Raw genomic sequence first — 24,531 nt, forward strand, 5'->3', positions numbered from 1 at the left:
CCATGCAAAAAGTTGTCCTCGCTACCGGTAATGCCGGTAAAGTGCGCGAGCTCGCCTCGTTGCTGAGCGATTTTGGTCTCGATATCGTTGCGCAGACTGACCTTGGCGTCGATTCCGCCGAAGAGACCGGTCTGACGTTTATTGAGAACGCGATCCTTAAGGCGCGTCATGCGTCGCAGGTTACCGGCCTGCCCGCGATTGCCGATGATTCCGGGCTGGCGGTGGATTATCTCGGCGGTGCGCCGGGCATCTATTCCGCACGTTATTCCGGTGAAGGCGCGACCGACGAGCGTAATCTGCAAAAACTGCTGGAAACGCTGAAAGATGTGCCGGACGACCAGCGTCAGGCGCAGTTCCACTGTGTGCTGGTCTATCTTCGTCACGCGGAAGACCCAACACCGCTGGTGTGTCATGGCCGCTGGCCGGGCGTTATCACCCACGCGCCTGCGGGCAACGGTGGCTTCGGCTACGATCCTATTTTTTATGTCCCTTCTGAGGGGAAAACCGCCGCTGAGCTGACGCGTGAAGAGAAGATTGCCATCTCTCACCGTGGTCAGGCGCTGAAACAGTTACTGGAAGCGTTACGAAATGGCTAATTTGCCGCCTCTGAGTCTTTATATTCATATCCCGTGGTGCGTGCAGAAATGTCCGTACTGCGACTTTAACTCGCACGCGCTGAAAGGCGAGGTGCCACACGACGATTATGTTCAGCATCTGCTGAGTGATTTAGATGCTGACGTGGCTTACGCGCAGGGACGTGAAGTAAAGACCATTTTTATTGGCGGCGGTACACCGAGCCTGCTTTCAGGCCCGGCGATGCAAACGCTGCTGGATGGCGTGCGTGCGCGTCTTACTCTGGCGGCGGATGCGGAAATCACTATGGAAGCGAACCCCGGCACGGTGGAAGCAGATCGCTTTGTCGATTACCAGCGTGCGGGCGTGAACCGAATCTCCATCGGCGTGCAGAGCTTTAGCGAAACCAAGCTGAAACGTCTGGGGCGTATTCACGGCCCGGAAGAAGCCAAACGCGCGGCGAATCTGGCGACGGGCCTGGGCCTGCGCAGCTTCAACCTTGACCTGATGCACGGCCTGCCGGACCAGTCTCTGGAAGAGGCGCTGGACGATTTGCGCCAGGCGATTGCGCTCAATCCACCGCATCTTTCCTGGTATCAGTTGACTATCGAACCTAACACCCTGTTTGGCTCGCGCCCCCCGGTGCTGCCGGATGACGACGCGCTATGGGATATTTTCGAGCAGGGCGATAAGCTGCTGACGGCAGCAGGTTATCAGCAGTATGAAACGTCGGCTTACGCGAAACCGGGATATCAGTGCCAGCATAACCTCAACTACTGGCGGTTTGGCGACTACCTCGGCATTGGCTGCGGCGCACACGGCAAAGTTACCTTCCCGAACGGGCGCATTCTGCGTACTGCCAAAACGCGCCATCCGCGCGGTTACATGGAAGGGCGCTACCTGGAACGCCAGCACGATGTTGAAGCAGCCGATAAACCGTTTGAGTTCTTTATGAACCGCTTCCGCCTGCTGGAACCCGCCCCGCGCGCGGAGTTTAGCCGCTATACGGGGCTTAGTGAGCAAGCGATTCGCCCGCAAATTGATGAAGCGCTGGCGCAGGGGTATCTCACCGAATGCGCGGAGTACTGGCAGATTACCGAGCACGGGAAGCTGTTTTTGAACTCGCTGCTGGAGCTGTTTTTGGCAGAATAACCGGTACCGGATGGCGACGAGCCATCCGGTCATTTCCGTTAATATTGATTAAACATCTGCTGAATTTGTTTTGGATCTTTGGTTTGCGTTAACGCAAGCTGAAGCAGGACACGCGATTTTTGTGGGTTCAGCGTTCCCGAAGCGACAAAGCCATATTTCGCGTCATCAATTTCCGCATCTTCCGTTGTCGCGCCTGTTGGTACGCGGGATGATCTTACAACTGCAACGCCCTGATGAGCCGCTGTCGCCAGCGTATCGAAGATCGTTTTATAAAGATTTCCGTTACCCACACCTGCGCTCACGATGCCCTGATATCCCGCCTCAATCAACGCTTTTGCCGGAAGATCGGAAGCACTGGCGTAGTTATAAACAATACCCACTTTCGGCAATTCACTCAGGTTTGAAACATCGAAAGGCGTGGCGGCAGTATGTTTACGCGCCGGCGTGCGTTGATAATCAACTTTGCCATTATGGATATACCCCAGCGGCCCGTAATTCACTGAGCGGAACGTCGCGACATCCGTGGTATTTGTTTTGGTCACGTCGCGCCCGTCCAGAACCGTATCGTTCATTACGACCAGCACGCCGCGTTTTGCAGATTGCGGATCAACTGCCGTTACCACCGCGTTGTAGAGATTAAAAGGGCCGTCTGCACTCATCGAGGTTGATGGGCGCATCGCGCCGACCAGTACGACAGGCTTATCGCATTTGACGGTGAGATCGAGAAAATAAGCTGTCTCTTCCATCGTATCCGTACCGTGCGTGATCACGAATCCATCGGTAGCCGCACAATCATTATTAATTTTTTTCGCCAGAGTCAGCCAGACGTCATCATTCATATCCTGAGATCCGATATTAACCACCTGCTCCCCTTTAACGACGGCAATATCTTTTAATTGCGGTACTGCATTAACGAGGTTCTCCACACCCACTTTACCTGCGGTGTAATTGGATTTTGTTGCTGAATCACCTCCACCCGCAATCGTTCCACCTGTCGCCAGTATCGTTACACTGGGTAGCGCTAACGCAGCACCGCTGCAACCCATAACCAGTACAGCCAGTGCCGTTTTTTTGAAAAACTCCATGTTATTTCTCCAGTTACGTGAATTTGTCGCATTATCCCAATGCAGAAGACGAATAATGTGACCTCATTCCATTAACCAGATAAATATCTTAATAAGATTGTGTATTTTAGACATTGCTATCAAAACGGCACTGTTGCGTGCCGTTGATGTAGGGGCGCTATTTTGCACCCCAACGTTTTGATTACTGGATAACGCCCTCTTTTTTCATTTTTTCGAGCGCTTCTCGCCACCACTTATAATCACGAGTGAACTCATGGGTACTGACTTCGAGAGCAACCAGCTGTCTGCGCAGCTCGCCCTGCTCTTTACGCAAAGGCGCGACGTTGTTATCCAGCGCCGCCATATCTTCCCTTATCTTCCCGGCCATTTGCGTATGTTTTGTATAAAACGCGTTGCGATGATCGGCAAAAGCTTTGTCGCGAGCATCGTACAACGGTGTTGCATCGCAGGAGAGCTTTTGCTGACAGGCTGCGAGCGCGGGCTCGTAGACGGTTTCGAGGTAGTGATTTTCGAATTTTAGCGGATCGTTTTCACGATCCACGGCGTACATTTTTTCCAGTTTCTCTTGTTGTACCGCGCTGCGATCGAGCGGTTTACCGTTGGCATCTTTTCCCCACGAAAGGCTGATTTTCTCGTCGATTGCAGCAATTTTCTGCTTCAGCGCCTTTTGCTGAGCAAGGTCTTTATCCGCAGTCGCCTTCCTTCGTGCAAAGTCTGCTTCTACCTTGCCAAGCTCGGTCATGAAGTGAGCGTCGTTAACCACCAGCATTTTGCTGCGATCTTCTCCCGCTTCAAACGGTCTGCCGACATTCTTCGCGGCGGTTTGCATAGAAAAGAAGGTCGTTTTCCAGCCGGAGTCTTTCGTCCCCACGGCCTGCATCATGGCTGAAAACTTAACAGGCTGCCCTTTTGTCCACGTCCTTTCATAAAAGAGATAATCGCCAGCGCCCTCGACAATAGTGTACAGATTGTCGGTAGAGGACATATCGCCATCCACCTGATACGTCGCCTGATTTCCCACGGCATCAAGCTGCCGCAAGGTGAATGAGTCCAGACGCAACATCCCGCCGGAATCTTTGGCGAACTGTTGTTTGATAACGTCATCAGTGGGCGTGTTATCGGCAGCAAGCGCGTGAAGTGAAAAGCACCACAGCAGCAACGCCGCCGTTTTCCAGGCTAATTTCATCGGTTAAATCCTTTTAGTGAGTAAGGACACCATCATACGAAACTCGTCCGCGGGGGAAGGATAAACAGAATCTGAAAGTACTCTGGAAGACGGGTTCCAGTTTTGATTATGAGATCTGACGGCGGTTGAGCGTGGTGACAAGATGAGGGCATGGAGAAACGACGGGAATATGCGAAGACGCTACGGCGCCAGCAAACGAAGGAAGAACTGCGGCTGTGGTATTTGTTGAGGGGGCGACGGTTTCATGGTTTTAAGTTTCGTCGGCAAATGCCAATTGGGAATTACATTGTTGATTTTGCCTGCTACAAAGCGGCACTGATTATCGAACTGGACGGAGGGCAGCATGCCGAATGTGTTGAATATGACGAGATGCGCACTGGTTTCTTAGAACGACAGGGGTGGTTGGTTTTACGTTTCTGGAATAATGACTTTAGAAATAATGAAGAGGGGGTTCTGCTGACAATTTTAAGACATCTGCAAACCCGCGCCCCTCACCCCGGCCCTCTCCCACAGGGAGAGGGAGAAGGTCGGAGCTGAGCTCAAACAATTGTGCTGTTGCTTCCCCTCACCCCGGCCCTCTCCCACAGGGAGGGGGAGAAGGAGAAGGTCGGTGACAACACTACGTATTTGCACTATCGGTCCCCTCTCCCTGCGGGAGAGGGTTAGGGTGAGGGGTCAGCGCTCTACTTCAGCGTCCCCACCAGCGCCTTACGGCTGTCCTCAAGCGCAATCACGCGCCCGCAGACATCTTTGCCAAACGCTTTGAAATCCGCTTCCTGGTTTTTCCATTCGTTCTGAATGGAGGTTTGCAGGCCGCCCAGGCTGCCGAGTACGCCCTGTAACGGGTTACCGCCGCCTTTCAGCACAGCTTTCGCGCCCATTTCGTTAATACTGTCCTGCAGGATGCCGCCCATTGCCTGGTTCACCAGGTTCTGACCGTCAGCGCGGACTTCATCGATAGCTTTGTAATGGAACGTCAGGCCATCGGTACGATGCTCGATAATACGGTTCATCTGCGCTTTAAGCTGGGCATCCAGCTTGGTCAGACGGCTGCGCATGTTGCTGCTCTCGCCCACTTCTTTGGCGATGATTTTATCCAGCGCAACGCGGCCCTTTTCAACGCGCGTTCTCGCGCCTTCATCGATCCACGGCAGCGCGCTGCGCAGTTCGGTTTGATAATCTTTTGCCTGTTCGCGCTGTGCGGCGTTCAGGGAATACTGTTTGCCGTTAAAGGTCACGCCACCGTCGGGGGTGATGACCAGATTGCCATTCTCGCCTTTGACCTGCACCGTTTGCGGGCTCAGGATCACATCATCACGCGGGGTGACGCTGCACTGGTAATCCGCATGGGCGGATAATGCCGTTAACGAAAGTGCCGCCGCCAGCAGCGTTTGACGCATCATACAAATCCCTCGATAGAAAACGGGCCAGCGTATGCTGGCCCCGATGCTAATTTAGTCCCACCAAACGTCGAAAAGTTCGCTGGTGCGGACTTCTTCGAATTTGTGGTCTTCCAGCCATTTACGCACCTGAGCCTGATGGTCTTCGGTGCATTTGCCGATTTCCTGGGTGCAAATCAGACCTTCCCAGGCCAGATAGCCGCTGCCGTCAAACGCCAGCTTGTTCGGCTCGATCACTTCTTCAATGAACTTATCAACCGTCTGGTCGATCTGCTCTTCGCTGGTGCCTTCCGGGAAACGCCACGCTACAGAGAAGCCAATTTCCTGAAACTCATCGATGTGCATTTTTTTACGCAAACGACGGCTACGATTCTTTGCCATTATTTCACCCTCTCGAACATTAAGTCCCATACGCCGTGACCAAGACGATGGCCACGTTGTTCAAATTTGGTTACCGGACGTGATTCCGGACGCGGTACATAGTCGTTCGTTTCTGAGCGGTTTTTATACCCTTCAAGGGAAGACATTACTTCCAGCATATGTTCCGCGTAGGCTTCCCAGTCGGTCGCCATATGGAAAACACCGCCCAGTTTGAGCTTGCTCTTCACCAGTTCAGCAAACGGTACCTGAACGATACGGCGTTTATTATGACGCGCTTTGTGCCACGGGTCAGGGAAAAAGAGCTGAACCATGGTTAAAGAATTGTCAGGGATCATTTTGTGCAGCACTTCCACCGCGTCGTGGCACATCACGCGCAGGTTTTCTACGCCCTCTTCATGCGCGGTCGCCAGGCAAGCACCCACGCCCGGCGAGTGAACCTCAATGCCGAGGAAGTTCTGATGCGGATTCGCTTTCGCCATCGCCACCAGCGATGCGCCCATGCCAAAACCGATTTCCAGCGTGGTTGGCGCTTCGCGGCCAAACAGCGTGGCAAAGTCGACAGGATCTTCGCTGAATTCAACGCCCATCACCGGCCAGTAGTTTTCTAATGCGTGTTCCTGCCCTTTGGTCAGTCGCCCCTGGCGACGCACAAAGCTGCGAATTCGGCGCAGCGGGCGGCCGTTTTCATCAAATTCCGGTGAAATGACGTCGTTCTTCATAAAAGTATTGTCTGCTTGTGAGAGTGTTCGGGAAACGGGCATTATCCAAAGTTAGTTGCCGGATGCAAGCACCGGAAAGTTCCTGTTTACACCATAGTGCCGCTGTGCTGCAATCTGCCACCCAAATAGTGCGATATCGGAAACCCTGCTTTGACCTTACAAGCGTCTCAATTTTCGGCCCAGGTACTGGAGTGGTACGACAAATACGGGCGTAAAACCCTGCCCTGGCAACTTAACAAGACGCCCTACAAAGTATGGCTCTCTGAAGTGATGTTGCAACAAACCCAGGTTGCCACCGTCATTCCCTATTTTGAACGCTTTATGGCGCGTTTTCCCACGATAACCGATTTAGCCAATGCGCCACTGGATGAAGTGCTGCATCTGTGGACCGGCCTCGGCTACTACGCCCGCGCGCGTAATCTGCATAAAGCCGCGCAGCAGGTGGCGACGCTGCATAACGGGCGCTTCCCGGAAACCTTCGAGGAGGTGGCCGCCTTACCCGGCGTCGGGCGTTCAACGGCGGGAGCCATCCTTTCGCTGTCTCTCGGTCAGCATTTTCCGATTCTCGACGGTAACGTCAAACGCGTGCTGGCGCGCTGCTATGCTGTAAGCGGCTGGCCCGGCAAGAAAGAGGTTGAGAAAAAACTGTGGGAGATCAGCGAGCAAGTCACGCCCGCGAAAGGCGTGGAGCGATTTAATCAGGCGATGATGGATTTAGGCGCGATGGTCTGTACGCGCTCGAAACCGAAGTGCGAGCTTTGCCCGCTGAACACAGGTTGTGTGGCATACGCGAACCATAGCTGGGCGCAATATCCGGGTAAAAAACCGAAGCAGACGTTACCTGAACGCACCGGTTATTTCCTGATGATGCAACAGGGCGACGAGGTGATGCTGGCACAGCGTCCGCCGAGCGGTTTGTGGGGCGGTCTGTACTGTTTTCCGCAGTTTGAAGATGAAGCGGCGCTTCGCGAGTGGCTGGATGCACGACAGATAACCGCTGAGAATCTTACGCAATTAACCGCGTTTCGCCACACATTCAGCCATTTCCATCTGGATATTGTGCCAATGTGGCTTCCCGTGTCCTCCTTCACCTCTTGCATGGATGAAGGCAGCGCTCTCTGGTATAACTTAGCCCAGCCACCGTCCGTTGGACTGGCGGCTCCCGTGGAGCGGTTGTTGCAGCAGTTACGCGCTGGCGCATTAGCGTAAGCGTCAGTGAAAAAAGAGGATTTATCATGAGCAGAACGATTTTTTGTACTTTCCTGCAGCGCGACGCTGAAGGTCAGGATTTTCAGCTCTACCCAGGCGAGCTGGGCAAGCGTATTTTTAACGAGATCTCCAAAGAGGCGTGGAAGCAGTGGCAGCACAAGCAAACCATGCTCATCAACGAGAAAAAACTGAGCATGATGAACCCGGAACATCGCAAACTTCTGGAAGAGGAAATGGTGAATTTCCTGTTTGAAGGTAAAGATGTGCACATCGAAGGCTACACTCCGCCAGAAAAACAATAAGGGCCCTCTGGCCCTTTAGCCCAACACAACACGCGCTCCCGGAATGATGAAAAAATTATTTGCACTGGCTCTGATTGCGCCGTTGCTTATCTCCTGCTCAGGCTCCAAAAAGGGTGATTCCTATAATGAAGCCTGGGTTAAGGACACCAACGGTTTTGATATTCTGATGGGGCAATTTGCCCATAACATTGAAAATATTTGGGGATTTAACGAAGTTCTTATCGCAGGCCCGAAGGACTATGTTAAATACACCGACGGCTACCAGACCCGTAGCCACATCAACTTCGACGAAGGAACCATTACCGTCGAGACCATCTCCGGCACCGAACCGGCAGCGCATCTACGCCAGGCGATTATCCAGACGCTGCTGATGGGCGACGATCCGGGTTCTATCGACCTTTACTCCGACGCCAACGATATTCAGATCTCCAAAGAACCGTTCCTTTATGGCCAGGTGGTCGATAACACCGGCGAGGCGATTCGCTGGGAATGGCGCGCCGCGCGGTTTGCTGATTATCTGCTGCAAACGCGAATGAAAAGCCGCAGCAACGGCATTCGGATGATCTACAGCATTACCATTAATCTGGTGCCCAATCACCTTGACCAGCGTGCGCATAAATACATCGGTATGGTGCGTCAGGCGTCGCGCAAATATGGCGTCGATGAGTCGCTGATCCTGGCGATTATGCAGACCGAGTCCTCTTTCAACCCGTACGCCGTCAGTCGTTCCGATGCGCTGGGGCTGATGCAGGTAGTGCAGCACAGCGCCGGGAAAGATGTATTCCGCTCACAGGGGAAATCGGGCACGCCGAGCCGCAGCTTCCTGTTCGACCCGGCCAGCAACATTGATACGGGTACCGCGTATCTGGCGATGCTTGGCAATGTGTACCTTTCCGGTATCGATAACCCAACATCACGGCGTTATGCGGTGATCACCGCCTATAACGGCGGCGCGGGCAGCGTGCTGCGCGTCTTCTCGAACGATAAGATCCAGGCTGCGCAAATCATTAACAGCATGGCACCGGGCGATGTGTATACCACCCTGACCACGCGTCATCCGTCTGCGGAATCTCGTCGCTATCTCTATAAGGTGAATACAGCTCAGAAGAGTTACCGTCGTAAATAACCCACTTTCGTCCTTCCTTCACGGGAAGGGCAAATCCAAACTGTTACCCACGTCACTATTTCAGATTGCAACTACGTAATGATTGCAAATTTCTGCCGCAGTTAACAAATCCTCACGCCCGCCACTGATAGAATCGCCTCAAATTTGGCTCGTAAATGTTTTAATAAAAACATCACTACCATCATATTGTGAGGAAATTAACATGAACCTTAAGCTGCAGCTGAAAATACTCTCTTTTCTGCAGTTCTGTCTGTGGGGCAGCTGGCTGACAACGCTGGGCTCGTATATGTTCGTGACCCTCAAATTTGATGGGGCAGCGATTGGCGCGGTTTACAGTACGTTGGGTATAGCAGCGGTCTTGATGCCTACGCTGCTGGGCATCATTGCCGACAAGTGGATCAGCGCCAAATGGGTTTATGCCCTGTGCCATTTGGTCGGCGCGGGAACCCTCTTTATGGCGGCGGAAGTCACCACGCCAGGCGCAATGTTCATGGTTATCCTGTTCAACTCGCTGGCCTACATGCCAACGCTTGGCCTGATTAACACCATCTCCTACTACCGCCTGCAATCGGCAGGGATGGACATCGTTACTGACTTCCCGCCGATTCGTATCTGGGGCACCATCGGCTTTATTCTGGCGATGTGGGCGGTGAGCTTCTCCGGATTTGAGCTGAGCCACATGCAGCTCTACATCGGGGCGGTCCTGTCCCTGGCGTTAGCGCTGTTTACCCTGACGCTGCCGTACATCCCGGTCGCCAAAGAACAGAAAAATCAGAGCTGGACCTCCATGCTGGGCCTGGATGCCTTTGCACTGTTTAAAAACAAACGTATGGCGATTTTCTTTATCTTCTCCATGCTGCTGGGCGCTGAACTGCAAATTACCAATATGTTCGGTAATACCTTCCTGCACAGCTTCGATAAAAACCCGCTGTTCGCCACCAGCTTCATTGTTGAACATGCGTCGGTGTTGATGTCCATCTCGCAGATTTCTGAAACCGTGTTCATTCTGACGATTCCGTTCTTCCTGAGCCGCTATGGCATTAAGAACGTGATGTTAATCAGTATCGTCGCGTGGATGTTCCGTTTCGGTTTGTTTGCCTACGGCGACCCAACGCCGTTCGGCACCGTGCTGCTGGTGCTGTCGATGATTGTCTATGGCTGCGCCTTCGACTTCTTTAACATCTCCGGTTCTGTTTTTGTGGAGAAAGAAGTCAGCCCCGCCATTCGTGCCAGTGCGCAAGGTTTGTTCCTGATGATGACTAACGGCTTCGGCTGCATCCTGGGTGGCTTTGCCAGCGGTAAAGTGGTGGAGATGTTCACACTTGATGGCGTGACGGACTGGCAGACGGTGTGGTTGATCTTCGCCGGCTATTCGCTGGTGCTGGCGTTCGCGTTTGTTGCGCTGTTTAAATATAAACACGTGCGTAATGAAAGCGGTGCCGCGCAGGCGGTGGTGCAGTAAGAGGGGACATTACCCCCTCACCCTAACCCTCTCCCTCAAGGGAGAGGGGACCGACCGTGCAACCGGCTAAGTGTGTGCTGATTTTCTCCCTCTCCCTGTGGGAGAGGGCCGGGGTGAGGGCAGCTAGCCGCACAATCCCCCCAACACCCACGCGACCGACAGCAAATCCGCACTTCCGCCCGGGCTTAAATTCCGGGCAATCAACTGCTTGTCCATCTCATGTAGATCCTTTAACGTCCAGCCGCGTGATAGCAGTTGTTGTGCATAACTTTGCACGTAGCGCATCCCTGCCATTCCGCCCCTGGACACCAGATTGCTGTCGGGATTCACCGCCATCAAACGCAGCAGCATTTCGTGCATGGCACGCGGGTTCCAGTAAGGCAACACATGGCGCATCACCGTCGCAAACCCGCTTTCGGCCTCGCCGCGTGCGCCGGTCAGGCCGAACTGATGGTACTGTTTCTCACCTGCTGTCGCTCTACTCTGGCGGCAGGCTAATTCCCGCTGAACCATTCCCTGGCATAACCCGCTTACCTGCGAGGAAAGCGACAAGACATTAATCTGTATCCCTTTTTCCGCCAGTCGTCCGGCGGCAAAGCACAGCAGCCCTAATGCAAAAATACCGCCTTTATGTGTGTTCACTCCGTGGGTTGCGCGCAGCATGGCTTGTTCGCAGGCGATGCCGATGGGGCGCAGCAAGGCGAGCTGCTCGCTATCGGTACGCAGGGCAAACTCACGCCCCGCGTCGTCAAAGCGCGCAAACCACGGCGAGATGGCCTGAATACTTCGCACAAACAACGCGTGGTCCATGTCACGATGCGAACCGTTATTGTTTTTATCCACCAGCCCCGGCTTCGGCGTCAGTTCAAGCTCCTGCCACAGCGCCTCTTCTGCCAGCGCCGCCACGTTGATGACGCGGGGTTTAATCGCGAGCAAACCAGCCATCAATCAGGCCCTCCACGCGGGCAACAACCTCTTCAACCGGATGGGCGCGCGAGCGGGCGCAGGCGTGCGCGGCTTCGTCACAAATCAGGCAACGGCGCATATGTGACCCGAGCGATAAGCGCCCTACGTGCCCGTTTTGCGGGCAGATCACATCCAAATCCCACAGACGCCCCAGCGGGTGAGTTTGTTCCAGCGCCGCACAGTGCGCTTTGAGTTCCGGCGCCTGATGCGCAACGCACCACAGTGCTTCCGGGCCCGTGGGCAGCCACAGCACCTGGCGGTCGAGCACCTTCCAGCCATTGCCCCACAGCATCTGGTCGCAGGCCTGTAGCGCCACGCCCATCGTATTGCGATAGCGAATGCTGTCTTTCACCGCACCGGGCGTCACCAGCGTCAGCGAAATCAGCGATTGTTGATAGTGTTGCAGCCAGTCAGCCTGACGCGCGGCGCGGCGCTCTTTCGCCGCCAACAGCGCATCGAGACTGACGCCCTCAACAACGGGCGTCATCGTTTCCATTATGCGTACTCCTTCACCTGACGGACGACGTCAATCACGCTGCCGTCGCGATAGCGGATCACGCCGACAATTTTGTCGGTAAATTCAATCGGTTTCGGGTTGCCGGTCAGGGAAATTGCACGTTGATAAAGGTCGTCGATATCCACCACTTTTAGCCCGGCCGCCAGCAGGCGTTCGCGAATTTCCGGGCGAGCCGGATTCACCGCGATGCCGTGGTCGGTGACCAGCACATCAATGCTTTCGCCGGGTGTTAAGCGAGTCGTTACGCGCTTCACCACCGTTGGAATGCGGCTGCGCAGAAGCGGCGCAACGACGATGGTGAGATTGGCCGCTGCCGCCACGTCGCAGTGTCCGCCGGATGCGCCGCGCATTACGCCGTCCGAACCGGTAATCACGTTGACGTTAAAATCGACGTCAATCTCCAGCGCACTCAGGATAACCACATCCAGTTGGTCACAGCATGCCGCTTTACTGCCAGGGTTGGCGTAAACGTTGGTGGAGATTTCGACGTGATTCGGATTTCGCGCCAGCGACGCTGCGGCCTGGCCGTCGAAGCACTGGGTATCAAGCAGTTTGCCAATCAGCCCTTTCTCGTGAAGATCGACCAGGCTGCCGGTAATTCCGCCGAGCGCGAAACTGGCTTTGACGCCGCTGCGCTCCATTTTCTCTTCCATAAAGCGCGTGCAGGCGGTCGCCGCTGCGCCGGAACCGGTTTGCATCGAGAAACCGTCGCGGAAGTAGCCGGAGTGCTCAATCACATCCGCCGCATAACGCGCAATCATCAGTTCGCGCGGGTTGCTGGTCACGCGCGCCGCCCCGACGCTAATTTTCGCCGGGTCGCCGACGCTCTCAACCTGCACGATGTAGTCCACCTGATCCTGCACCAGGCTTGCCGGCATATTGGGGAACGGCACCAGTTCTTCGGTCAGCAGCACGACTTTGCGGGCAAACTGCGCATCAACCATCGCGTAGCCCAGCGAACCGCAGCACGATTTTCCCTGCGTACCGTTGGCGTTGCCGAATTCGTCGCTGCACGGCACGCCAAGAAACGCCACGTCGATGTTCAGCTCACCGTCCTGAAGCAGCTTCACCCGGCCCCCGTGAGAGTGGATTTGTACCGGCTCATCCATCAAACCGTGGGAAATCGCATCTGCCAGTTTACCGCGCATGCCGGACGTATAAATCCGCGTAATCACGCCGCGCTCGATGTGCTCAATCAACGCGTCGTTGCAGGTCATCAGCGAACTGGAGGCCAGGGTCAGATTTTTAAAACCCATTTTCGCCAGCAGAGCGACCACTGTATTAATGACCCGGTCGCCTTCGCGAAATGCATGGTGGAAGGAGATAGTCATGCCGTCACGCAGGCCGCTACGTTCAATCGCCTGTTCCAGCGAGTCGCAAAGTTTGCGTTGATGTTTCGTTTCCAGGTTATCCAGCCACGGCGTGGCGCTATGTGCGGTATCAAAAGGTTTTAACGCCCGCAGATGCGGGAAATTCACATGAAGAAGTTCTGTCTGATTCATTTTTCTGTCCTTAACGACGCACGCCGGACGCGGCGGCGCGTTCCAGCACCCGCTGCGCGTGGTTAATAATCGGTGCATCGACCATTTTTCCGTTGAGCGATACGACGCCCAGGCCGTTACGTTCGCCCTCTTCCGCCGCTTCAATAACGCGCTGCGCGTGGTCCACTTCCTGCTGCGTTGGCGCATAGGCGTTATGCAGCAGGTCAATCTGGCGTGGGTTAATCAGCGATTTGCCGTTGAAACCCATTTTGCGGATCAGCTCAACTTCGCGCAGGAAACCGGCTTCATCATTGACGTCTGACCACACCACGTCGAACGCATCGATCCCTGCGGCACGGGCCGCATGCAGGACAGCGCAACGCGCGTAGAACAGCTCGGTGCCGTCGCTGCGCTCGGTTTGCATATCCATCACGTAGTCGAACGCCGCCAGGGCGATACCAATCAGACGCGGAGAGCTGCGGGCAATCGCCACGGCATTGATGACGCCCACGGCAGATTCAATCGCCGCCATCACGCCCGTGGAGCCCACTTCACGCCCGCATTCACGCTCAATGCGTTCAAGGTGACCTTCGAGTTCGAAGATATCTTCCGGGGTATCGGTTTTTGGCAGGCGAATCACATCAACGCCCGCACGAACCACCGCTTCGAGATCCGCCAGGCCAAAAGGCGTACTCAGCGGGTTAATACGCACAACGGTTTCGATATCCTGATACATGGGGTGTTGCAGAGCATGGAACACCAGCAGACGCGCGGTGTCTTTCTCACGCAGCGCCACGGCGTCTTCCAGGTCGAACATGATGGAGTCGGGGCGGTAGATGAATGCGGTAGAGAGCATGGCGGCGTTCGCGCCGGGTAAAAACAGCATACTGCGGCGAAGTTTATTCATTAGAGAGCCTCCCAGGCGATGGCTTTTTCATCGGCAGCGCGCAGCAGCGCACTCTGCAAACGGGCACGGATGACACAATCCAGCGCGCCTTTGTCTTCGATGATAATGAGCCCCTGCACCACGCCCATGCGCTGTAGCGTCTCGTCAACCACCCGGCGGATCTGCTCGCCAAACTGTTTAATCACTTCACTGTGGATGACAATCTCCAGCTCACCGTCGGCGGGGGCGATTTTCACCATCAGGTCGCTGGACTCCTGCGTACCGGCCAGCGCCTCCCTTACTATTTTCATGATGTATTCCCTGAATGTTTACGCCACTTCCACCGCGCCATAATGCGCTTCCAGGTGGGCGAAAGTGGTTTCTGGTACGATCTCCCGAATACGGGAAAACTGTTCTGTTTTTAATAATCTGCGCACTTCGGATGCAGAAATCGCGCTGCCGGTCGCCCGAATACGCGGCACCTCCACCACTTCGATGCGGCCGTCCAGCAACTGATGCAGCGTTTCGTTGTACTGCCGCGTGACGTCGCAGAAAGGTTCAGAACCGATGAAGCGGTGGGTAATGCCTAACGCCGGGGCAATGTGCTCGCGGAAAATCAGCGCATCGATTTCACTCCAGGCGCGCTGCACCTTGCCGGTTTCTTTCAAAAAGTAGGCCGGGAAAGTGGCACGGGAGATGATGTACTGCGAACCTTCATGCACCGTGACATTCGGCAGATGGGCAACGCCTGCGCGCACCATCGCCAGCCGAGCGCTAAACGGGAAGAATGACGCGTCTTCTCGTACGACAAAGAGATGCAGCCAGTCGCAGCGCGATGCCGCCAGTTCAACCAGATGGCGATGCCCCAGCGTAAACGGGTTAGCATTCATGACGATGGCCCCCGTGCGCGCGCATTCATGGCGAAAACGTTGCAGCGAGCGACAGTAACGTGCGATCCCCTGCGGCGTGTTTTCCATCAGCACGGCATTACTGCCGCTTTGCGCAATCGGCCAGAAGCCGCTGCGTTGAAACCGCTCCGCATTGCTGGGGCGGGTGCACAGGAAGAGGTGAAAATGACCGCGATCCACGGCCACGTTTTCCACTTCCGCCAGCAGCTTCGCGCTGAGGTTTTCGCCACGGAGTTGCTTATCCACCGCCACGCATTTGATAACGTTAGCGGCAAGGCCCGCGCAGCCCACCAGCTGCGAATCGGACCAGGCTTCTACAAACAACGTGATGTCGGCATCCATGCCCAGACCGCTGTCCGCCAGGAGCTGGCGGATCTGAATCAGACGTGCCGGGTGTTTAGCGACTTCCGTCACCCTGAAGTCGATTGCGGGTTGCGACTGCATCCTGTCACCTGCCGGTTAGTGTGCTGCCGTCAGCGTCTGCGCTGGCGCTTCCATAATCACATTGCTGAGGTGACCGATATGTTCGATCTCAACTTCAATGCGATCGCCTTCGTGCATGAACAGCGGCGGATTGCGCTTTTTACCGACGCCGCCAGGTGAGCCGGTGATGATCACGTCGCCCGGGCTTAAACGGGTGAAGGTGCTGATGTACTCAATCAGCTCGGCGACTTTGTGGATCATGCTGCTGGTGTTGTCTTCCTGCACCATGCGGCCATTGAGCCAGGTGCGGATTGCCAGTTGATGCGGATCGGGGATTTCATCAGCCGTCGCCATCCATGGGCCAAAAGCCCCAGTCTGGCGCCAGTTTTTCCCGGCGGTAAACCAGGTGTGCTGCCAGTCGCGGGCGGAACCATCCATATAGCAGCTGTAACCCGCCACGTGGTTCAGGGCATCATCACGGGTAATATTTTCGCCGCCTTTGCCAATGATGACCGCCAGTTCACCTTCGTAATCGAACTCATTGGAGCTGCGCGGTTTCAGTACTGGCGAGTTATGGCCGGTTTGCGAATCCGGGAAACGCACAAACAGCGTGGGTGCCGGGTTGTGCTGGTCAAACTCTTTACGTTTTTCGGCGTAGTTCATGCCCACACAGAGGATCTTTTCCGGATGCTCAATCACCGGTAAGAAGGTGATTGCCTCCATGTTCAGATCGGCCGGTTCATTGGCGAACAGGCGGGCCTGAGTTAAACCATCGCCCTGTAACAGCGCCTTGAGGTCGCTGTAGCGGTCGCCAAGACGGCGACCTAAATCCACCACACCTTCGGCATTGACGATGCCGTAGCTGCGATTACCCTGATATGTAAAGCTTGCGAGTTTCATTGTTCTGTTCCTGCGTACATCAATTAAACAAGGAAGTTGCCGAGTACCAGCAGCGAGACGGAGACGTTAATCGCGCCGCCGATACGCGTGGCAATCTGGGCGAATGGCATCAGGCTCATACGGTTGCCTGCGGTCAGAATCGCCACATCGCCGGTACCGCCCTGGCCGCTCTGGCAGCAGGAGACGATGGCGACATCAATGGGGTGCATACCGATTTTTTTACCGACGAAGAAGCCTGTGGCGACCAGCGCAGAGACGGTGCTGACAATCACCAGCAGGTTGTTGAGGGTGAACGCATTCACCAGTTCCTGCCATGGGGTGATCGCTACGCCCACGGCGAAGAGAATCGGATACGTAACGGAAGTCTGGAAGAATTTGTACACCACCTGGGAGCCTTCCAGCAGGCGCGGAGACGCCCCGTTGCACAGCTTGACCAGTACCGCGACAAACAACATGCCAACCGGCGCAGGCAGGCCTATCAATTTGTGGCCGAGCATGCCAATCATGTAGAGCAGCACCGCCAGCAATGCGCCAGATGCAATGGTAGTGACATCCGTTTTGCCAGAGACAACAGGCTGTGAAGCGGTGGTATCTGCATTTGCGCGATTCGGCATCAACTGGCCTTCACCGGTCAGATGCGGATAGCGTTTACCCAGTTGGTTAAGGCAACCGGAGATAATAATCGCAGTCAGGCCGCCGAGCATAACCATCGGCAGAACACGTCCCAGCGCAACGCCCTGGTCCATATGCAGCAGCGTGGCATAACCGATGGAAAGCGGGATCGCCCCTTCCCCGACGCCGCCCGCCATAATCGGCAGAATGATAAAGAAGAAGATCTGGAACGGTTCCATCCCCAACGCCAGGCCGACGCCCATTCCCACAATCATGCCGACGATTTCGCCACACAGCATAGGGAAGAAGATGCGCAGGAAGCCCTGAATCAGCACCGTGCGGTTCATGCTCATAATGCTGCCAACGATAATGCAGCAGATATAGAGATAAAGAATGTTGGTCGATTTGTAGAATTTGGTGGTGGACTCCACCACGACATCCGGCAGCAGCCCGTAGTAGACCATCGCGGACGGAATAAAGGTGGCGCAAATCGCCGCCGCGCCCAGCTTGCCGACGATAGGCAGGCGTTTACCAAATTCACCACAGGCAAAACCGAAGAACGCCAGGGTGGCGACCATCACCACAATATCGCTCGGCAGCTTGCCGCCTAAACAGTCGATGGCAATCAGTACACCGGCCAGTAAGAATAGCGGTAGCGGGATAATACCCACTTTCCACGTATCCATAATGTGCCACCAGCGCTCTTTCAGCGCCGGGCGCTGCATATCTATTGGGTCGTGAGGTACAGAGAAAGAATCATCAGTTGTGCTCATAATAAGCCCCTTGGTTATTTTTCACGTTCAGCTTAGGGCTACGAAGGCATACTTTATGTGAGGGAATGCATATTAAAACCAGAGTTTTAATGGCATCTATGGTTTTTAAGGTTTCTTTTATTTTGTGTGACTTACCGCTTATTTATTAGCGTGGTTTTTATGGTTTCTTTTATTAAATCGCGAATAAATACTTTCCTGCATGAATTATTTTCGCAAAGCTTCGAGGTGATGTGCAAAGGCTCACAACTTTCCGTAAAAACAGAAGCCACCCGTACAAAAGGTGATACATTAGGCGTTCCGGTTGCTAACGTGCGTGATAGTCATGAAGTTGTCATTCCAGATAAAACTGTTTATATCGCTGGTTGCCTTTTTCTCGGTGCTGTTTGCATTACTGGGTAGCTATTATTATGTCGATATGGAAAGACAGCTTTATCAGGAAATGAGCGGGCGCGCCAGAATACAAGCAGAAGAGATTGCGCTTATTCCTTCACTGCGTCAGGAAGTCGCCGATAAAGATATTGCAGCAATTAAAACGTATATGCAGAAACTGGCCGCGCACAGTGACGCCAGTTTTATTGTGATTGGCGATAATAAGGGAATGCATCTGTTTCATTCGGTGTTTGAGGACCGCGTGGGAAAAGAACTGGTGGGCGGCGATAACACCGAGGTGCTGGCCGGAAAAAGTACCACCACCATTCGCAAAGGTGGGCTTGGGATTTCACTGCGCAGCAAAGCGCCTGTTTTGAATGATGCAGGTCAGGTGGTTGGGATTGTTTCAGTGGGATATCTCACCAGCTATCTCGACGCGATTACGGTGAACAAAGTCGTCAATATTCTTCTGGCCGCCGTGCTGCTGCTGATCGCCCTGTTTATCTTTTCATGGTTCTTCACCCGCAGCATTAAGAAGCAGATTTTCTCACTGGAGCCGCGCGAAATTGGCCTGCTGGTGCGTCAACAAAAGGCGATGATGGAATCCATCTACGAGGGCGTTATCGCCATTGATAAAAACTGCCGAATCGAGGTGATTAACCAGGCCGCGCGTAAACTGCTTTCGCTGAGCCAACCGACCCGCCATCTGCGCGGGCAGCTTATCAGTGAGGTTATCTCGCCCGTGCCGTTTTTTGCCCCTGAAACCATGCTCGCCCGCGATACGCATGACGAAATTTGCCACTTTAATCAGTCGATGGTTATCGCCAGCCGGGTACGCATCATGCTTGAGAACGAGCTTCAGGGCTGGGTCATCACCTTCCGCGATCGCAACGACATCGACTCGCTGAGCGCGCAGCTTAGCCAGGTGAAGCGCTATGTCGATAACCTGCGCATCATGCGCCATGAACAGCTTAACCGTATGACCACCTTATCTGGGATGCTGCATATGGGGCGCTACGAAGAGGCGATTGGCTATATCCAGGCGCAGTCTGAACACGCGCAGGAGCTGCTGGATTTTATCTCCTCACGCTTTGCTTCGCCGACCCTGTGCGGGCTGCTGCTGGGTAAAGCCGCACGCGCACGTGAGAAAGGCGTCGAGCTGGCGTTTGATCCTGCCTGTCTGATGGATAAACCCTTCACTACGCTTAGCGAAACGGAGCTCATTTCCATTATCGGCAACCTGCTGGACAACGCGATTGAAGCCACCCAGCGATCTGCGCTTCCGCACGCGCCGGTTGAAGTACTGATAAAACTCACTGAACATGAGCTGATTATCGAAGTGGCGGATCAGGGCGTCGGCATTGATCCTGAAGTGCGTGAACGCATTTTTGAACGCGGCATTACCACCAAAATTCACGGTGACCATGGCATTGGCCTCTACCTGATTGAAAGCTATGTCACTCAGGCAGGCGGTGCGATAGAAGTGGCGGATAACACGCCGCGCGGCACCATTTTTTCTCTTTTCATCCCCGCAGGGGGAGAGGCACGACGCGCCACGCCAGCGCAGGAAGAGACTGATTATGCAACATGAACTTATCGATGTACTGATCGTTGAAGATGAAAACGAACTGGCCCAGCTTCATGCGGAACTGATTAGCAAGCATCCGCGATTGCGCCTGGTGGGGATCGCCGGGTCGCTGGCCGAGGCGCAAATGCAGCTTGCGGAAAAGCAGCCGCAGCTGGTTTTGCTGGATAACTATTTGCCGGATGGCAAAGGCATCACGCTTATCAATAATCCACTGGTGATGCGGGCTAACTGTTCGGTGATTTTCATTACCGCCGCCAGCGATATGGACACCTGTAGCCAGGCTATTCGCAACGGGGCGTTCGACTATATTCTCAAGCCGGTATCGTGGAAGCGGTTGAGCCAGTCGCTGGAGCGCTTTGTGCAGTTTAACGAGCAACAACGCGTGTGGAAGATAGTCGATCAGCAGAACGTTGACTCGCTCTACCAGTTGCAGGCGAAAAATTATCGCCAGGACGGCGGCAGTAAGGGCATTGAAGAGAATACGCTGGCGCGGGTGCAAAAACTGTTTAATGACCAACCGGCGTACTGCTTCTCGGTTGATGAGGTGGTGAGCGAGACCGGGTTGAGTAAGACCACTGCACGCCGCTATCTGGAGCACGGCGTGGATAACGGTTTTCTGAGCGTTGAGATGCTGTATGGCAAGATTGGGCATCCGCGCAGGATGTATAAGCGGAGTGCGGCCTGAAGGGCCCCCTCACCCTAACCCTCTCCCACAGGGAGAGGGAACTGACTGTGCAGAACTGAAAGGTCAGCTCTGGTTTTCTCCCTCTCCCGGTGGGAGAGGGCCGGGGTGAGGGGCCAAAAAAATTACTTCAACACATAGCCAAACAACCGCTCGATTCCATCGGCATCGGTTTCGCTGTAAACCCCCTGCAACTCCGGTGAGAAGCCCGGCAGCAGGTTTACGCCCTCTTCCAGCGCCAGGAAGTAACGTTGAACCGCACCACCCCATACTTCGCCAGGCACTACACAGAGCACCCCTGGCGGGTACGGTAACGCGCCTTCCGCAGCAATCCGCCCTTCCGCTTCACTGATACGCACCAGTTCCACGTTACCACGAATAAACTCGCGGTTGGCATCCTGCGGGTTCATCACCACCTTCGGCAGGCTCTCTTTGCGGAACATCGCCTTTTGCAGATCTTTTACGGCAAAGCTGACATAAAGATTGTGCATCTCCTGGCACAGTTCGCGAAGGGTGTAATCGCGATAACGCACCGGATACTTGTTGAATATCGTCGGCAGTACGTCAGCCAGCGGCGTGTCGTCTTCGATGTGCTGCTCAAACTGGGCCAGCATCGCCACCAGTTGCGCCAGCTTCTCGCGGCTCTCGGCAGGCGTCAGCAGGAATAAAATGGAATTGAGATCGCACTTCTCCGGCACGATACCGTTCTCGCGCAGGTAGTGCGCCAGAATCGTCGCCGGGATCCCGAACGCCGTATATTCGCCGGTTGTGGCGTCGATCCCCGGCGTGGTGAGCAGCAGTTTGCAGGGATCAACAAAGTACTGATCCTGCGCGTAACCTTCAAATCCGTGCCAGCGCGCGCCCGGCGCAAAACTAAAGAACTTACGATCGCTGGCAAGCGTTTGGGTCGAATAACTCTGCCATGGGCGGCCATCCACCTCTGGCGGCACGAAGGGTTGGATCATCTTGCAGTTAGCAATGATCGCTTTACGCGCGTCGATCCCCAACTCAACGCATTCTGCCCACAAACGACGTCCGCTTTCACCTTCATGAATTTTGGCGTTGATATCCAGCGCGGCAAACAGCGGATAGAACGGGCTGGTTGAGGCGTGAAGCATGAAGGCATTATTCAGCCGTTTGTGCGGGCAGAAACGCGCCTGGCCGCGAATATGGTTATCTTTTTTGTGGATCTGCGAGGTCTGGGAGAATCCGGCCTGCTGCTTGTGCACCGATTGGGTGACAAAAATACCCGGATCGTTCTCGTTAAGTTCCAGCAGCAGTGGAGAGGTATCGGCCATCATATCGATAAACTGCTCGTAGCCGACCCACGCGGAATCAAACAGAATGTAGTCGCAGAGATGACCGATTTTATCCACCACCTGACGCGCATTATAGATAGTGCCATCGTAGGTGCCGAGCTGGATCACCGCCAGACGGAAGGGACGCGCGTCCTCCGCTTTTTCCGGCGCAACGTCGCGGATGAGCTCACGTAAGTACCTATCATTAAAGCAGTGCTCATCAATACCGCCGATAAAGCCGAACGGGTTACGTGCGGCTTCCAGATAGACCGGCGTCGCCCCGGCCTGAATCAGTGCGCCGTGGTGGTTGGATTTGTGATTGTTACGGTCAAACAGCACCAGGTCACCGCGCGTCAGCAGTGCGTTGGTGACGACTTTATTCGCGGCCGACGTGCCGTTAAGCACAAAATAGGTTTTGTCGGCATGGAATACTTTTGCCGCGAATTTCTGCGCATCTTTCGCAGAGCCTTCGTGGATCAGCAAATCGCCCAGTTTGACATCGGCGTTGCACATATCGGCACGAAAGACGTTCTCACCGAAGAAATCATAAAACTGGCGGCCCGCCGGGTGCTTTTTGAAAAACTCGCCGTGCTGATGGCCCGGACAGGCGAACGTGCTGTGGCCCATTTCGACATACTGGCTCAGCGTATCGAAAAACGGCGGCAGCAGATTCTCTTCATAGCGGCAGGCGGCGGATTCCAGCTCCAGCCACTCCTGTGCTTTGCCAGTGATCACTGCATCAACGCCCGCAGGAGCATCCACACCCTCCATCGCGAGCAAAAAGACCGGCAGATTAAACCCGGTACGCTTAAGCAGCGCCAGAATACCGCTACGGCTGTCCGCCACGGTAATGACGACGGCGGCAACGTCGGTAAAGTCAGTACTGTCCAGCGCCACCACGCGACGGTGAGTGGAGAGTTGAGAGACCAGCTCCGCGCTGGCGGCAATATGCAGTGATTTCATCGGCGCAACAACCCATTTCGGAAAAGTAAAAACCAGGACAAGACATTCAGCCTTGCCCCGCGAAACATCAGGGGCCCAACGGAGTTCCAGCCTCGACAGCGATAGCCTGGCTGGAGAAAAATCGCGCAATCATGGCACCTTTCACCGAGAGGGGCAAGATGCCCCCTGTCGGCGAGAATGTCGATTTAACCCACACTGAACCGATTAACCAGGTCATAATAGCGTCATACTCAAGGGATTATTTTACAGGAGTCAGCGTGGTTATTGGGCCATTTATTAATGCCGGGGCCGTCTTATTAGGCGGTATCCTCGGCGCACTTCTCAGTCAGCGTTTACCGGAACGTATTCGCAGCTCCATGACCTCTATTTTTGGTCTGACATCGCTTGGGATTGGTATCTTGTTAGTGGTGAAGTGCGAGAACCTTCCGGTTATGGTGTTAGCGACGTTACTGGGAACACTCATCGGCGAATTCTGTCTGCTCGAGAAAGGCATCAACAACGGCGTGAGTAAGCTGAAGAAACTGCTGTCGCGCAGGAGTAAGAGCAACAACAATCAGGAGACGTTTATTCAGAGCTACGTCGCCATCATCGTGCTGTTTTGCGCCAGCGGTACGGGGATCTTCGGCGCGATGCGAGAAGGGATGACCGGAGACGCATCGATTCTTATCGCCAAAGCGTTTCTCGATTTCTTTACGGCGACGATTTTCGCCTGCACGCTGGGCATCGCCGTTTCGGCAATCGCCGTGCCGATGCTGGTGATTCAGATTGCATTGGCCATGAGCGCCTCGCTATTGCTGCCGCTCACTACGCCGATGATGATGGCCGACTTCACCGCCGTCGGCGGCATGCTGCTACTGGCGACCGGGTTGCGGATTTGCGGTATCAAAATGTTTGCCGTGGTGAATATGCTGCCGGCCCTGATACTGGCGATGCCGATTTCTATCCTGTGGACCGCCTTTTTCGCCTGAGTCGCGTGCAAATGCAGCAAGGTGATGATATATTGCGCAATTCGCATCAAATTTTATAAATTCCGTTGACGCGGAGAGGTGAATAAGGTTTAATGCGCCTCGTTGCCCGGATAGCTCAGTCGGTAGAGCAGGGGATTGAAAATCCCCGTGTCCTTGGTTCGATTCCGAGTCCGGGCACCACTATTTAAAGAACCCAGCCTTTGGCTGGGTTTTTGCTTTTCTGGGGTTTGTACTCCACTCATCCAGCTTTCCTCCTTTCCGCTTTTAAATCATCGCTGTAATCCACGAGACGCGTTTTAATCTGTTGGGTATTGTCCTGGGCAGGTATCGTTAAGATGTCGTCAGGGAGAGGTTGTGCGCGCTGTGTTGCACGGTGGCGCTGCGCTTACCGGGCCTACAGGGTTCAGGCTCGCGCCGTTTAACTGTTTTTTCGCACTAACGCAAAAAGGCCATCCTTCCGGATGGCCTTCTGCTTATTTGATGCCTGGCAGTTCCCTACTCTCGCATGGGGAGACCCCACACTACCATCGGCGCTACGGCGTTTCACTTCTGAGTTCGGCATGGGGTCAGGTGGGACCACCGCGCTAGTGCCGCCAGGCAAA

The 24,531-nt window shown here is 54.7% G+C and carries 24 protein-coding genes, 1 tRNA gene and 1 rRNA gene; 11 read left to right on the forward strand and 15 right to left on the reverse strand.

Annotated features, from left to right (window positions below):
* The first annotated feature begins 2 nt into the window (after positions 1–2).
* Together ACWWFX_RS04290 and hemW are read left to right on the forward strand one after the other, a co-directional pair.
* Complete coding sequence (locus ACWWFX_RS04290; RefSeq protein WP_231826275.1) at positions 3–596, forward strand: XTP/dITP diphosphatase; 594 nt, start codon at positions 3–5, stop codon at positions 594–596.
* Positions 589–1,725, forward strand: coding sequence for a radical SAM family heme chaperone HemW (gene hemW / locus ACWWFX_RS04295; RefSeq protein WP_276223751.1), 1,137 nt, complete (start codon positions 589–591; stop codon positions 1,723–1,725). The genes ACWWFX_RS04290 and hemW overlap by 8 nt, the downstream gene beginning before the upstream one ends.
* Before the next feature lie 38 nt (positions 1,726–1,763).
* On the opposite strand, the gene ansB is transcribed toward hemW, so the two are convergent.
* Together ansB and ACWWFX_RS04305 are read right to left on the reverse strand one after the other, a co-directional pair.
* Positions 1,764–2,810: an L-asparaginase 2 gene (gene ansB, locus ACWWFX_RS04300; protein ID WP_276223753.1), complete on the reverse strand. Its 1,047-nt coding sequence runs from the start codon at positions 2,808–2,810 to the stop codon at positions 1,764–1,766.
* A 181-nt stretch (positions 2,811–2,991) separates the two neighbouring features.
* Positions 2,992–3,996 carry a DUF1202 family protein gene (locus ACWWFX_RS04305; protein ID WP_473223289.1) on the reverse strand — a complete coding sequence of 335 codons (1,005 nt, stop codon included), beginning with the start codon at positions 3,994–3,996 and terminating at the stop codon, positions 2,992–2,994.
* A 150-nt stretch (positions 3,997–4,146) separates the two neighbouring features.
* On the opposite strand from ACWWFX_RS04305, the gene ACWWFX_RS04310 reads away from it, so the two are divergent.
* Positions 4,147–4,533 carry an endonuclease domain-containing protein gene (locus ACWWFX_RS04310; RefSeq protein ID WP_456146436.1) on the forward strand — a complete coding sequence of 129 codons (387 nt, stop codon included), beginning with the start codon at positions 4,147–4,149 and terminating at the stop codon, positions 4,531–4,533.
* 146 nt (positions 4,534–4,679) lie between these two features.
* On the opposite strand, the gene ACWWFX_RS04315 is transcribed toward ACWWFX_RS04310, so the two are convergent.
* The 3 genes from ACWWFX_RS04315 to trmB are packed head-to-tail and all read right to left on the reverse strand — an operon-like array spanning position 4,680 to position 6,496.
* Positions 4,680–5,399, reverse strand: a complete 720-nt coding sequence (locus ACWWFX_RS04315) for a YggN family protein (RefSeq protein WP_149463238.1) — start codon at positions 5,397–5,399, stop codon at positions 4,680–4,682.
* A gap of 51 nt (positions 5,400–5,450) precedes the next feature.
* A complete protein-coding gene (locus ACWWFX_RS04320; protein ID WP_015963056.1) occupies positions 5,451–5,777 on the reverse strand; it encodes a YggL family protein in 327 nt (108 codons plus the stop codon).
* Positions 5,777–6,496, reverse strand: coding sequence for a tRNA (guanosine(46)-N7)-methyltransferase TrmB (gene trmB / locus ACWWFX_RS04325; RefSeq protein WP_456146437.1), 720 nt, complete (start codon positions 6,494–6,496; stop codon positions 5,777–5,779). Before trmB ends, ACWWFX_RS04320 begins: the two co-directional genes overlap by 1 nt.
* A gap of 150 nt (positions 6,497–6,646) precedes the next feature.
* Here trmB and mutY point away from each other — a divergent pair, with 150 nt between their 5' ends.
* The 4 genes from mutY to ACWWFX_RS04345 all read left to right on the forward strand — a co-directional run bounded on the left by mutY (position 6,647) and on the right by ACWWFX_RS04345 (position 10,595).
* Complete coding sequence (mutY, locus tag ACWWFX_RS04330; RefSeq protein ID WP_276223761.1) at positions 6,647–7,705, forward strand: A/G-specific adenine glycosylase; 1,059 nt, start codon at positions 6,647–6,649, stop codon at positions 7,703–7,705.
* A 26-nt stretch (positions 7,706–7,731) separates the two neighbouring features.
* A complete protein-coding gene (locus ACWWFX_RS04335) occupies positions 7,732–8,007 on the forward strand; it encodes an oxidative damage protection protein (RefSeq protein ID WP_276223763.1) in 276 nt (91 codons plus the stop codon).
* Positions 8,008–8,050: 43 nt separating this feature from the next.
* Positions 8,051–9,133: a membrane-bound lytic murein transglycosylase MltC gene (mltC, locus tag ACWWFX_RS04340; RefSeq protein ID WP_276223765.1), complete on the forward strand. Its 1,083-nt coding sequence runs from the start codon at positions 8,051–8,053 to the stop codon at positions 9,131–9,133.
* A 202-nt stretch (positions 9,134–9,335) separates the two neighbouring features.
* A complete protein-coding gene (locus ACWWFX_RS04345; protein ID WP_276223767.1) occupies positions 9,336–10,595 on the forward strand; it encodes a nucleoside permease in 1,260 nt (419 codons plus the stop codon).
* Between the two features lie 123 nt (positions 10,596–10,718).
* Here the strand turns inward: ACWWFX_RS04345 and citG are convergent, their stop codons facing one another.
* Genes citG through ACWWFX_RS04385 form a run of 8 tightly spaced genes read right to left on the reverse strand, consistent with a single transcriptional unit; the run spans position 10,719 to position 18,061 of the window.
* On the reverse strand, positions 10,719–11,540 hold the full coding sequence (citG, locus tag ACWWFX_RS04350; protein ID WP_276223769.1) for a triphosphoribosyl-dephospho-CoA synthase CitG: 822 nt from the start codon (positions 11,538–11,540) through the stop codon (positions 10,719–10,721).
* Positions 11,518–12,057: a citrate lyase holo-[acyl-carrier protein] synthase gene (gene citX, locus ACWWFX_RS04355; protein WP_473223290.1), complete on the reverse strand. Its 540-nt coding sequence runs from the start codon at positions 12,055–12,057 to the stop codon at positions 11,518–11,520. Before citX ends, citG begins: the two co-directional genes overlap by 23 nt.
* Positions 12,057–13,580, reverse strand: a complete 1,524-nt coding sequence (gene citF, locus ACWWFX_RS04360) for a citrate lyase subunit alpha (RefSeq protein WP_473223291.1) — start codon at positions 13,578–13,580, stop codon at positions 12,057–12,059. The genes citX and citF overlap by 1 nt, the downstream gene beginning before the upstream one ends.
* Before the next feature lie 10 nt (positions 13,581–13,590).
* Positions 13,591–14,466, reverse strand: coding sequence for a citrate (pro-3S)-lyase subunit beta (gene citE, locus ACWWFX_RS04365; RefSeq protein WP_231826266.1), 876 nt, complete (start codon positions 14,464–14,466; stop codon positions 13,591–13,593).
* On the reverse strand, positions 14,466–14,756 hold the full coding sequence (gene citD / locus ACWWFX_RS04370) for a citrate lyase acyl carrier protein (protein WP_473223292.1): 291 nt from the start codon (positions 14,754–14,756) through the stop codon (positions 14,466–14,468). The genes citE and citD overlap by 1 nt, the downstream gene beginning before the upstream one ends.
* An 18-nt stretch (positions 14,757–14,774) precedes the next feature.
* Complete coding sequence (gene citC, locus ACWWFX_RS04375; RefSeq protein WP_473223293.1) at positions 14,775–15,797, reverse strand: [citrate (pro-3S)-lyase] ligase; 1,023 nt, start codon at positions 15,795–15,797, stop codon at positions 14,775–14,777.
* Between the two features lie 15 nt (positions 15,798–15,812).
* Positions 15,813–16,676, reverse strand: a complete 864-nt coding sequence (locus tag ACWWFX_RS04380) for a fumarylacetoacetate hydrolase family protein (protein ID WP_015963045.1) — start codon at positions 16,674–16,676, stop codon at positions 15,813–15,815.
* A gap of 23 nt (positions 16,677–16,699) precedes the next feature.
* Positions 16,700–18,061 (reverse strand): 2-hydroxycarboxylate transporter family protein, encoded by a 1,362-nt coding sequence (locus ACWWFX_RS04385; RefSeq protein ID WP_276223780.1) that lies wholly within the window; start codon positions 18,059–18,061, stop codon positions 16,700–16,702.
* Positions 18,062–18,383: 322 nt separating this feature from the next.
* Between ACWWFX_RS04385 and ACWWFX_RS04390 the strand changes: the two genes are divergently transcribed.
* Both ACWWFX_RS04390 and ACWWFX_RS04395 read left to right on the forward strand, forming a co-directional pair.
* The gene (locus tag ACWWFX_RS04390) at positions 18,384–20,021 is read left to right on the forward strand and encodes an ATP-binding protein (protein WP_473223294.1); all 1,638 of its coding nucleotides are present in this window, start codon (positions 18,384–18,386) and stop codon (positions 20,019–20,021) included.
* Positions 20,011–20,703, forward strand: coding sequence for a response regulator (locus ACWWFX_RS04395; protein WP_276223784.1), 693 nt, complete (start codon positions 20,011–20,013; stop codon positions 20,701–20,703). The genes ACWWFX_RS04390 and ACWWFX_RS04395 overlap by 11 nt, the downstream gene beginning before the upstream one ends.
* A gap of 122 nt (positions 20,704–20,825) precedes the next feature.
* Here the strand turns inward: ACWWFX_RS04395 and ACWWFX_RS04400 are convergent, their stop codons facing one another.
* Complete coding sequence (locus ACWWFX_RS04400) at positions 20,826–22,961, reverse strand: ornithine decarboxylase (protein ID WP_473223295.1); 2,136 nt, start codon at positions 22,959–22,961, stop codon at positions 20,826–20,828.
* 257 nt (positions 22,962–23,218) lie between these two features.
* On the opposite strand from ACWWFX_RS04400, the gene ACWWFX_RS04405 reads away from it, so the two are divergent.
* Together ACWWFX_RS04405 and ACWWFX_RS04410 are read left to right on the forward strand one after the other, a co-directional pair.
* Positions 23,219–23,929, forward strand: a complete 711-nt coding sequence (locus ACWWFX_RS04405; protein WP_276223788.1) for a DUF554 domain-containing protein — start codon at positions 23,219–23,221, stop codon at positions 23,927–23,929.
* Between the two features lie 104 nt (positions 23,930–24,033).
* Positions 24,034–24,109: transfer RNA gene (locus ACWWFX_RS04410), tRNA-Phe, on the forward strand.
* A gap of 302 nt (positions 24,110–24,411) precedes the next feature.
* On the opposite strand, the gene rrf is transcribed toward ACWWFX_RS04410, so the two are convergent.
* Positions 24,412–24,527: ribosomal RNA gene (gene rrf / locus ACWWFX_RS04415) — 5S ribosomal RNA — on the reverse strand.
* Positions 24,528–24,531: the final 4 nt, after the last annotated feature.

It is taken from the genome of Pseudocitrobacter sp. 2023LY-00077 (assembly GCF_055796175.1).